Here is a 10,859-nt window from a genome sequence, read left to right as displayed (position 1 = left end):
TTGCGGGAAAGACCGGTCCATGTGTCATGATGGACCAGCCCTTTGCCTTAATGATCGGCGTTATGATTCACTTCTTTACATGCGGAACCGTTGCGAGTCCTGCTTGAGCTGGCTCCAGGTATAGCGAAGCAGCCATACATCCCAATCCGTGATCTTCGACGAGTTGCCCGCCCACATAATCGTCGGCACCGGGAACCCTCCCGGCGGACGGTCATTTTCTCCATAGAAGTCCGGCATGCCGAAACCGTGGCCGATCTCGTGCTCCGTAATCTGAATCTCGTTGTTGTTGAGCGTGCTCAAAATATAATCGTCCGACATACGCTGGCCCCAGTCGCCTCCGGCGCCGCCGCCAAAATTGGTCGTGCCCCACAAATACATGTCAAACCGTTTGTCCAATCCTCCGGGATATGCATAATTCGGGTCGGTAAAGTGATCGAACCGGGACAACGCGCTGGGAGCAACGGGTAGAGCCGCCGGAATGCGCGGGTCGGTTTTGCTAAGCTCATCCACAATCGTTTGCGTGTAAACGATTTCATTTGGTTGTTTGTTAAGAATTTGCGCGGGATTGGCAACAGCCCAGCCTACCACTTTAACCGGGATATCACCATACGGCCATCCGTCATACCCCTTAAGATGTTTTGTCCAGTTGTTCAACTGGCGTCCCAGCATTCTTTCGATATCCTGACGCTGCTGAAGCGTCAAATTTTTGGCCGACTGCCAACGCACCACATAATTGATCGTTCCCTTGCCGGCAAAGATTTGGTCAAAAATCAAATTTTTGCGGCCTACGGAATTTTCCTTCAACATGCGGTTCTTGTAGACCCATTCAATGGAAGGTCTCAATGACGCAGGCATGTCGGACAATGAGGCTTGGATAGACGCTTCGCTTTGCGTGATCGCCGAACTCTGCGGCGTCTCGGCCAAGGCCGTGGCGGTTCCGGTCAGGGAGACCGTCAACATTGCGGACAGAAGAGCTACCAACCATTTTCGCTGTGTGGACATCATCAAATCATCCTTTCTTTTTCAAAAGTGATAGATTTACCGACTTGAAATAGCTATCCCCCTTCACTTGATATTGATGGTTCTTATTCTATTATTTAACATATAATAGAATATAAAGGTAGGTGCTTTTATACCTTTTTATAAAAATATTTCTAGCTTCGTGTCTTGGTGTCCCTGCCTGCTGCTTGCCTTTGCACGATTATCCCCTTCTTTCAGGGAACAGGGGGTGGGGGCTAGAGCAGGGTTCCAAAAAAAGAGAGAAGAAAAAACAAAAAAGAGGGGAAAAAATGAGGCGGTTCAGGTGAGATTTTTGGCTTGATAAGGGGACGTACGTTTGGTTTAATGAAATAAACGGAACGGATGTTCGTAAAATATTGATTCGGGGAATGTATCTTCTTCTCTGCTAACTGATCAAAGGGGATAATCGTGCAAAGCGTCCGGACAACGGATGTTGATCTGCCGACCAACCCACCGGCCTTCCCTGTCCTCAAGGTTTCAAGCCCTTCAGGCATTGCCACGATCGGTTGGCGACTAGACTGTCAAGTACTGATTATCAGGTTGAGTCATATTTTTATATAAACATTTTCATCAGCTTATTGTATAACGTATGGATGATATAACCGCTCGGGCTGATCGCATATCTTTTTCTCGTATCGAGCCCGGCGATCTTTTCCCTGTCCTCGCGGGTCAGTTCGAAGTCAAAGATTTCGCTGTTCTAAAGTGATTCCGTTAAAGGCTTTGGCCAGCATAATGCCGCCTTTTGCCCCCTCTTTGGTCACCGTAAGCTTGGCATTGCTCAAGTTCCGAATCACTTTGACCGTGGTCGGCACGGGAATGTTCAATTGCTCGGAAATGACCTTGGGATAAAAAGTTTTTCAATTATTTTTCTCGCGCACTTCTTCAGCGATCCGGGCAATGATCTCCTGAATGCTTGACATGCCCAGATCGCCTTCGCCGCGTTTTCTGACGGCCACTGTACCGGAGGTTGCTTCGCTGTCACCGAGCACAAACATATAAGGAACCTTCTCCAGCTGGGCTTCGCGGATTTTGTACCCCAGCTTTTCATTACGTCCGTCGACCTGGGCGCGTATACCGGCACCCGCAAGCGCGTTCTTCACTTGCAGCGCATAACCGAGATAGTGATCCGATACCGGCAACAGCTTCACCTGAACGGGCGCCAGCCATACCGGAAACGCTCCGCTGTAATGCTCGGTTAAAATCCCGATAAAACGGTCAATGGAACCGTAAACCGCACGGTGAATGACGACAGGACGATATTTCCGGTTATCCTCGCCGATGTAGGATAACTCGAACTTTTCGGGCATTTGGAAATCGACTTGAATGGTCCCGCATTGCCAGCTCCGTTTCAGCGCGTCGAGGATGTGAAAATCGATTTTCGGCCCGTAAAAAGCCCCGTCGCCCTCATTAATCCGGTATTCGATAGACCTGCGGTCCAGCACGTTTCGAAGCGCGTCCTCCGCCTGATTCCAAAGCTCTTCGGAACCCAGTGATTTTTCCGGACGGGTGGAAAGCTCGATTTTGTACTCGAAACCGAAAACTTCATAAGCTTTGTCGATCAATTCGATAACGCGTCCGATCTCATCTTCAATCTGATCGGGCCGGACAAAGATGTGGGCATCATCCTGGCAAAAAGTCCGCACGCGCATCATCCCGTTCAAAGCGCCCGAAAACTCATGGCGATGGACCTGTCCGAGCTCGGAAATCCGAATCGGAAGCTCGCGGTAGGAATGCAAGTTGTTTTTGAAAATAAGCATATGGCCCGGACAATTCATCGGTTTCAGCGCAAATTTCGTTTCGTCCACCTCTGTAAAGTACATATTTTCATGGTAATGATCCCAGTGCCCGGATTGCTCCCATAAACGCTGATTCATCATCAGCGGAGTACGGACTTCTTCATAATCCTGCTTGATCTGAAGCTCGCGCGAGAAATTTTCCAGTTCTGTCCGAATGACCATCCCTTTGGGTAAATAAAACGGCATCCCCGGGGCTTCCTCGGAAAACATGAACAAACCCAGCTCTTTACCCAGCTTCCGGTGGTCCCGCTTTTTCGCTTCTTCCAGCAGCCGCAAATGTTCATCAAGCTGCCCTTTTTTCGGGAATGAGGTTCCGTAAATCCGTTGCAGCATCTTATTATTGACGTCCCCGCGCCAGTAAGCTCCGGCCACACTCATCAGTTTGAACGCTTTGATCCGGCCCGTGGAAGGAAGATGCGGTCCCCGGCAAAGATCGGCAAACTCGCCCTGACGATATACAGTGATGACGGCGTCCGCGGGCAAATCGCGAATCAGCTCCAGTTTGAGCGGTTCCCCAAGCGCATCGAACATGTTCATGGCATCCTGGCGGCTCACGACGTGCCTGATGATCGGCAGGTCCTCTTGAATAATCTGCTCCATTTCTTGTTCGATCGCGATCAAGTCTTCGCTGGAGAACGGCTGCTCCGTGTCGATATCATAATAAAATCCATCTTCGATCACCGGGCCGATTCCGAGTTTGACAGCCTCATTCCCATACACGCGCTTAATCGCTTGGGCCATTAAATGGGCAGTGCTGTGACGATACACCTCCAAGCCCTCTTTGCTGCCATACGTAACAATTTCAACTCGGCTGTCCTCGTCAATCGGCCGATGCAAATCGACCAGCTGACCATTGATTTTTCCGGCCACGGCCTCTTTTTTCAAGTTTGCGCTTATCGACTCCGCCACCTGCTCAATTGTCGCGCCGGGATTGTATTCCCGGATCGCGCCATCGGGTAACGTTACTTTAATACCCATGGGGACTCCTCCATTCTTAAACTGAAATTTTATTTTGAACGCAAAAAAAGCACCCGTCCGCAAGGGACGAGCGCGCTCGTGGTTCCACCCTAATTCGATCCGCTAGACGCTGGGCAGCAGCGAATCCTTGATTGGTTTCTGTAACGGGAACTCCCGGCGAAGTTTACTCTCGGGATAGACTAGACTCCTGATTTCCATATCGCAGCTGCAAGGTGGTAAATCCTTAGGTTCAGCGAAGAGGATTTCAGCCTGGTCCTCTCTCTCTGGGCGATTCCCGCTAAAGATTCATGTCCTTAATCATCGCTTTTGGTAGTTCCAATTATAGGTATGGGGGTGAGGCGTGTCAAGTCTTACTTTTAAGCCCCCAACTCATCTAACGCGTCTGCCGCTTTCTTTGGGGACGGTAAAGGAGACAACCGTTCCCTGCCCGGGAGAGCCTTGAATTTGCAGGCCTTTCCCGAACAATTGCTTCAAGCGGCGATCGGTGTTGGCCAGGCCGACGCCCGGTTTTCCAACGGGCTCCTCCCCCTGGTGAAGACTCCTCTGCAGCGCGCCTTGTTCTATGCCTACGCCGTCATCCTCAATGGATATTTCCACACGGTCCCCCAAGTCGAGCATCCGAATCCGGACCGTGCCTCCCTGAGTACGGCTAAGCACGCCGTGCCGGACAGCATTTTCCACCAATGGCTGAACGGAAAGCGGAGGAACTTGCAGCTCAAGACATTCGTCCGCCTCCCACTCCACCTGAACGCGGTCTCCAAACCGCTCTTGCTCAATGTACAGATAAGCTCGCACCAGCTCCAATTCTTTCCGCAGCGGAACCAACCGTTCCAGGTTGGCAAAGTCGAAGCTGGCCCGCAGGTAATCCCCAAATGCAAGCAGCAGGCTTCGCATGCGGTCAATGTCGACTTCGACAAGCGCGGCCAAAGAATTCAGCGTATTAAACAGAAAATGCGGCTGAATTTGCGCCTGCAGCCATGCCGCTTCCAAGCGCGATTGCTCGCGCGCGGCCCGGGCGACATCCGTAAGCGCCTTTACCCGCGCTCTCAGCTCGTGGGAGTCGACAGGCTTAACGAGGTAGTCGTTGGCCCCTGCGCGGAAGCCCGCTTCAATATCCTCCGTCCGATAGCGGGCCGTGAGCAGCAAAATCGGCAGCTCGGAATGGGAAAAAAGAGAACGGACGGTCCGGGCGACCTCGTAGCCGGACATTTCCGGCATCATCACGTCCGCGACGACCAAATCCCACGCTCCCGCATTCAGCAACGATAATGCCTCGGAGCCGCTTGTTGCCGTCACGATTTCGTATTGATCCGGGGCCAGCGCATTCGTCAGAACGCGCAGATTCACCGGATCGTCGTCGACGGCGAGAATGCGAGGCCGGTCTTCGCGCACGGGAGCGGCGACCGTTTCGACGAAGGTAAGAACCCCGGCGTCTTCGACCGGCCTGCTTGCGGCGGCCGCATTCGCCGCCGGTCCGGCCTCACCCGGTTCCGCCATGGGCAAAGTAAACCGGAACACAGAACCGGCGTTCGGCGCCGAACTGACCGTCAGCTCTCCGCCATGAAGCTCCACCAGGCGCTTGGTGATCGTAAGGCCCAGCCCAAATCCCGCCGCGTTCGTCTCCGCCTGCGCCGCGCCTTGTTCGTAAGGCTGGAAGATCCGGCTCACCGTCGCCCCGTCCATACCGATCCCGGTATCCGAAACGCCGATCACCACCCTGCCGCCGGCAGCCTCCGCTTCGACCGCAACTCGCCCCTCGTTCGTAAATTTAACCGCATTATGCAAAAGGTTGAACAAGATTTGCACCAGCCGGTTCTCATCCGCCAGTACCGGCGGCAGCGAATCCGGAATCCGGTTCTCGAGCCTGATCGGCTTTCCATCCGTCATGAACCGGACCATGTCCAGCACGCCGGCGGCCTCCGCTTGCAGCCGGAGAGGGACCCGATTCAGCCGGATGCGATTCTCCCGCAGCCGTGTCAGATCGATTAGGTCACTCAAGAGGAAGGACATGCGCTTGCCCACCGAAACGAGCAGTTTCAAGCGCTCCCGATTGATCTCCTCATCCACTCGTCCGCCGCTGTCAAGCACGGTCTGGGCCATATTCAAAATACCGTGAAGCGGATTCCGCAGCTCATGCGAGGTATGGACCAGGAACTCGTCCTTGAGCTTATCGGCCGCCTGCAACCGTTCCGCCAGTCTGGCCGTCTCGGCGGCATTGCGGAAATACTGCCTAAACCAGTACAATGCAAAAGCGGTAAACAAAGCCAGCATATCGAAAGGATAATAGCCGATATCGAGAAAAAACGAGTAACTCGCGATTCCCCAAACTACATTCCCCGCGATCGCCACCACCCCGAGCAGCATATAGATCGCGTCCGGAGCGCCTCTCCGTACCGCCAGGTAGAGGAAAATCGGGGCGGTTATGAACGAAACCAGCATCAGCGCCGTATGCAGCCCATCGGCATAGGTGTACAGCCTGGCCGGCAGCGCCAAAACGAGCCCCCCAAAGACAACGCATGCGGCCAAGTGCCAGCGGGAATGGCGAAGGATCGGGAACTCCGGCAGCAAGCCTCTTATATATTGCAGCAGCAGCGCGGCCGTGCCTAAATAGGATAGATAGTAAACCTTATGAGCAGATTCGTAATCGAGCCCAAACCAAGCGGACAAAATCCGGTCTTGGTCTACCGAGATGGCGGCCGCCCCGAAAATCGCCAGCAGGGAGAAAATCAGAAGCGGCTTCTGCCGGGCGCCGATGAAATAAAGGACGAAAGCGTATAGGGCATGCATGATCATCAGCAGGCACATGGCCGCTTGCGATCCGGCGGAGAACCAATAAGCACGGTTTATCGCCACGGCCGTTCCGAGCTTGATCGGCTCCGTCAGGCCGCCCATGACGCGGTCGTCGTAATTGGCCGTTTGCAGCACGATATCCAGAACGCCGCGATCGGCGGTGAAGGTGACGGAATAAGGCACATTGCCCGCCGTGTAGGATGAAGCGCTGTCCGCCGGATAGCCGGATCCGCCCAGCAACCGCCCGTTCACATACAATGCCGAGGATGAGGAAAGTCTCGGCACACGAATGGCCAATTTCGCCAAGCTTTCGGTCGGCATAAGAACACGCAGCCGATACGTCCCGTATCCGAAGGTCGACCTGCGCGGCGGAGTAAAATCCCGCTGCCAGCTTCCGGGGACCGTTGCCGTTTTGGCGACGCTTCCTTCCGAATCGAACGCACCGTCCGGACGGGGCGTCACCAGCTGCGACGGATAAAATTCCCATTGCCCGATGAGGGAAAGTATCGGTTTGGAAGAGGGGTCCCAATCGCGCAGATCCAAAACCCCTTCTTCGGCTTCGACGAGTGTCGAAGTCGTCTGTACGTTAATCCAAGCAAGGCGGACCAAGGTCAAGGCGAGTAAAAACAAGCCGACGATGGCCGCGATTTTTCTTCTTTTCATCATAAAGATAAAGATTCGACAAAATCGAAGAAATTCCTCCGTACTTTCTCACGAGTACAATCCGGCGATCTTCAGCACATGGCTGCGGAACTTATATATCCTTTTTAAGGACCTATTGGTCCATAATAGACAAATAATAAAGGCCTTACGTCAGCCTATCCCTAACGGACGCCGGGCATGTTCTCCCGATTCCGCAGCTGGCTTTTCCCCCGCCGGTTTATGGACGCTCCCTGCTGTACATATTCTGATCCCGCAAGCGAATCAGCACCTTGCCAAAGCGGCCGCCCTGCCGGATTTCCACCTTGTCCGCCGGATAAGTCCGTTCCAAATAACCCGCGACAATGTTCCGGGACCGGTCGTCCACAGGCAAATTGAACATTTTCAGCCAGTCCATCACTTCCTGGAGCGCAGCTTCTCTGGAGACCTCCGTCGTTTTCAGTTCCTTGGTTACGAGCGACTCATAAGAATAGCCTTTGAGATAGAGTAAATGAAGCAAATAGGCCATCTCCAAATGTTCGTTTTTCATGGGCTGATCCGTAACCAGCGGCCAAATCTCGTTCACCAGACTGTGTTCTCTGGAACCGGCGGTCATACTGATGTAGCAGAATTTTCGCGCGCAGCTCAGCACCTTCTCCACACTCTCCCAATCCACGATCACCGGACACATGGAGACGAATACGAAATCAAAGGCTTTCTCCCAACCTTTGGCCCCAATATCGATATTTTCGAACGGCTCGGCTACAACATCCACCTTCCCGTCCGTCATTCCCGTAATATTTTCGCACAGCAACTCCCTCAATGGCAGATTAGGCTCCACAGAGGTAACACGGGCCCCTCGCTCCGCAAACGGCACCGTAAATCCGCCCGAGGCTGCTCCAATATCCAGAATGGAGTTGTCTTTGAAGGTTACGCCCTGCCCTTCCAGCCAATTCATAATCCGCCTCGCTCTTTGTCTGCCTTCCTCGCTAAACGCTTGCTCGTTGAATGACTTTGCCTTATCGTCAAACGTGCGGACCGGATCGATTCCGGCGTTTTTCATCTTGTTCACCGCGGTATGCATATCTTCCTTCCACGCTTGCTCCCAAGCGGCTTCATTAAAAAAATCGTTCGTCATGTCCCATATCCCCTTCATCTATTAATGGATTTTAAAGACTTTTCATATCTATAATAAATCCAAAAAAAACAGTCGTTCCTTACAGAACAACCGTTATTTTTTTGGCAAGCTCGGACATTTTTTGGTTTCTTAAATAATCCTCCATCTGCTTTTCGGCCGAGACCATCACCTGCTGAATCAGACATTCCGGTCCATGGTTCAGTTCGCATTCGAACAAGGAGGCCGTGCCTTCAATGGCATGAATTATATCCAGGAACGAAATTTCTTCCCAGTTCCGCTTTAACCTGTACCCTCCGTGAGCACCTGAAGTGGATTCAATCATTCCCGCCTTGACCAGCTTGGTCAGTATTTTGGACAAATACGTCGGCGAAACGTCCTGCCGCTCCGCCAATTGCTGCACGCCGATCAACTTATCCGGAGTGGCTGCGGCAAGAAAAAGCATGGTATGAAGGGCATAGTTCGTCGCTTTGGAAAACTTCATCGCATTGTGTCACCTCAATCAAGGACTTTATTTATCCAAAATAACTTTTATATGGAGTGATGTCAAGGCTAATGATCATGATTGGACATGGACGAGCTCTAAGTTAATACGATGCCTGACGGCTCTCCGGTACTTGCGGCTGAACTGAAGCAAACGGGATGAAGAAGGTAAGAAAAAAACCAACCGCAGCCGCCGCAGTTAGCGCCCAAAACGCTGCATGAATCCCTTCTAGCATATTTACAGGAAAAACGGCCAGGCTGGCATCTGCAGTAAAAGTCATCATGGTGATCAGCAAGGCCCCGCCCATGGACATGCCCAAGAAACGGATCGCCGTCGTCATCGGCGAAGCATACGTACTAATGGAACCGGGAAGACTCGCGACGGCAAAAGCGGTGATCGGTGTCAACATAAAGCCCATCCCGGCCATAAGGAGGGCATAAATAACGACCAATAAACTATAGGACATATGTACCGTTAACGTGAGCGTTAGAAGCAAGGTAACGGCAACTATAAAGAGAAAACCGGCCCGAATCAACAGACGAAGGCCAAAACGGTCGTAAATTTTTCCCGATAGCCATCCGAACAAGCCCATAAGCAAAGCGCCCGGAAAAAGCAGGAGCCCCGACTCTCTCGGCATCAGCCCTCTGACATTCTGGGCATAAATCGGCAGCAGCAGTTCCGCCCCAGCCATGACGATATACAGAATTACGCCGATGATTGAAGGATAAGTAAATCGCGGATACCGAAACACGTTGAAATCAAGCAAAGGCACGGCCAGCTTAAATTGGCGCTTCACAAACAAAAACACCATGAAGAGCCCAACCGCAATAATGGACCATGAGAGACGGGCGCTTACTCCCTGTTCGCCAACGATGCTGAATCCGTACAACAAGCCGCCGAATCCCAAAGTAGAATAAAGGATCGACCTGCAGTCCAACTTCGCTTTTTCGATTTCTCCCACATTTTTCAAACAAAAATAGGCGACAACCAAGTTGGCGATCGTAATAGGCGCAACCCCATAAAACAAAACTCTCCAGGAATGATGTTGAACAACCAAACCGGATATCGTCGGGCCAAGCGCCGGAGCGAGTCCTACAATGAGACTGGCCAGTCCCATCGCAGCACCGATTTTTTCTTTTGGGAACACCAAGATCATCGTATTCATAAACAGCGGTACCAATAGGCCGGTGCCCACTCCCTGAATAGCGCGTCCAGCCAGGATAAAGGAAAAATCAGAGGAAAATCCGGCTAGCAGCGTCCCTGTTGTGAACGCTCCGACGGAGACGAAAAACAGGGTTCTTGTTGTATAACTTCGGATTAAAAAACCAGTCACAGGTATCGTAATACCTGTGACAAGTAAGTAGACGGTAATCAACCATTGCGCTCTATTGGCGCTGATCCCGAGGTCCTGCATCATTTGCGGCAGCGCCGTATTAAGCATCGTTTGCATCAGTTGTGCCATAAAATTCGCGACGATCAGCGAGGCAATGATCAATCCGGTTTTTCTGCCCTTCATAATGCAATCATCACCTTCTGTTTATTATGCAGTGAGCTGTTGTAAGACACCTTTGGGCAAGATGCCCACTTCTTTATTAATGAGCTTCCCGTCTTTGAAGATCAGGGTGGTCGGTATGCTCATGATCTGAAATTGCGAAGAAGTCACCGGATTTTCGTCCACATTCACTTTGACCACTTTAACTGAACCGCTTGCTTCCCTTGCAAACTCCTCCAAAATAGGTGCAAACATCTTGCACGGACCACACCAAGCAGCCCAAAAATTCACAACGGTTACCCCCTCCGTTTGCACCATTTCCTTAAAAGTTGAATCCGTAGCGTGCTTAATAGCCATCATGATCATCCTTTCGAATATATATATTATAGATATTTTATGTCTGTAATATTGCGAAAAAAAATTACTCCTGCTACCCATGCAACATTTTCGCAATCTATTACCGACTTTATATATCTACAATATATCTGATAGATCCTTTTGTCAACACAAAAATAGCTTCTTTAT

8 protein-coding genes are annotated in these 10,859 nt (G+C 51.7%); all 8 read right to left on the bottom strand.

The annotated features are described in order from the left end of the window. Window positions 1-75: 75 nt before the first annotated feature. Window positions 76-1,002, bottom strand: a complete 927-nt coding sequence (locus NYE69_RS18400; protein WP_326045335.1) for a dockerin — start codon at window positions 1,000-1,002, stop codon at window positions 76-78. 698 nt (window positions 1,003-1,700) lie between these two features. Continuing rightward, window positions 1,701-1,856, bottom strand: a complete 156-nt coding sequence (locus NYE69_RS18395) for an Rrf2 family transcriptional regulator (protein ID WP_326045366.1) — start codon at window positions 1,854-1,856, stop codon at window positions 1,701-1,703. Window positions 1,857-1,877: 21 nt separating this feature from the next. Beyond that, complete coding sequence (gene thrS / locus NYE69_RS18390; protein WP_326045334.1) at window positions 1,878-3,794, bottom strand: threonine--tRNA ligase; 1,917 nt, start codon at window positions 3,792-3,794, stop codon at window positions 1,878-1,880. Window positions 3,795-4,163: 369 nt separating this feature from the next. Then, complete coding sequence (locus NYE69_RS18385; protein WP_340927338.1) at window positions 4,164-7,250, bottom strand: hybrid sensor histidine kinase/response regulator; 3,087 nt, start codon at window positions 7,248-7,250, stop codon at window positions 4,164-4,166. Between the two features lie 214 nt (window positions 7,251-7,464). Next, complete coding sequence (locus tag NYE69_RS18380; RefSeq protein ID WP_326045332.1) at window positions 7,465-8,361, bottom strand: class I SAM-dependent methyltransferase; 897 nt, start codon at window positions 8,359-8,361, stop codon at window positions 7,465-7,467. Between the two features lie 79 nt (window positions 8,362-8,440). Next, on the bottom strand, window positions 8,441-8,842 hold the full coding sequence (locus NYE69_RS18375; protein ID WP_155620619.1) for an Rrf2 family transcriptional regulator: 402 nt from the start codon (window positions 8,840-8,842) through the stop codon (window positions 8,441-8,443). Between the two features lie 103 nt (window positions 8,843-8,945). Next, window positions 8,946-10,358 (bottom strand): DHA2 family efflux MFS transporter permease subunit, encoded by a 1,413-nt coding sequence (locus NYE69_RS18370; protein ID WP_340927334.1) that lies wholly within the window; start codon window positions 10,356-10,358, stop codon window positions 8,946-8,948. A gap of 24 nt (window positions 10,359-10,382) precedes the next feature. Beyond that, on the bottom strand, window positions 10,383-10,691 hold the full coding sequence (gene trxA, locus NYE69_RS18365; protein ID WP_326045330.1) for a thioredoxin: 309 nt from the start codon (window positions 10,689-10,691) through the stop codon (window positions 10,383-10,385). Window positions 10,692-10,859: the final 168 nt, after the last annotated feature.

It is taken from the genome of Paenibacillus sp. FSL R5-0527 (assembly GCF_038008055.1).
Lineage (GTDB): Bacteria > Bacillota > Bacilli > Paenibacillales > Paenibacillaceae > Fontibacillus > Fontibacillus macerans.
The sequence above is the reverse complement of the archived record's forward strand: the minus strand, read 5'-3'. Positions and strand labels throughout refer to the sequence as shown.

Coding starts and splice junctions, on each gene's coding strand:
- NYE69_RS18400 (WP_326045335.1), bottom strand. CDS start 1,002: ATGTCCACACAGCGAAAATGGTTGGTAGCTCTTCTGTCCGCAATGTTG.
- thrS (WP_326045334.1), bottom strand. CDS start 3,794: ATGGGTATTAAAGTAACGTTACCCGATGGCGCGATCCGGGAATACAAT.
- NYE69_RS18385 (WP_340927338.1), bottom strand. CDS start 7,250: ATGATGAAAAGAAGAAAAATCGCGGCCATCGTCGGCTTGTTTTTACTC.
- NYE69_RS18380 (WP_326045332.1), bottom strand. CDS start 8,361: ATGACGAACGATTTTTTTAATGAAGCCGCTTGGGAGCAAGCGTGGAAG.
- NYE69_RS18375 (WP_155620619.1), bottom strand. CDS start 8,842: ATGAAGTTTTCCAAAGCGACGAACTATGCCCTTCATACCATGCTTTTT.
- NYE69_RS18370 (WP_340927334.1), bottom strand. CDS start 10,358: ATGAAGGGCAGAAAAACCGGATTGATCATTGCCTCGCTGATCGTCGCG.
- trxA (WP_326045330.1), bottom strand. CDS start 10,691: ATGGCTATTAAGCACGCTACGGATTCAACTTTTAAGGAAATGGTGCAA.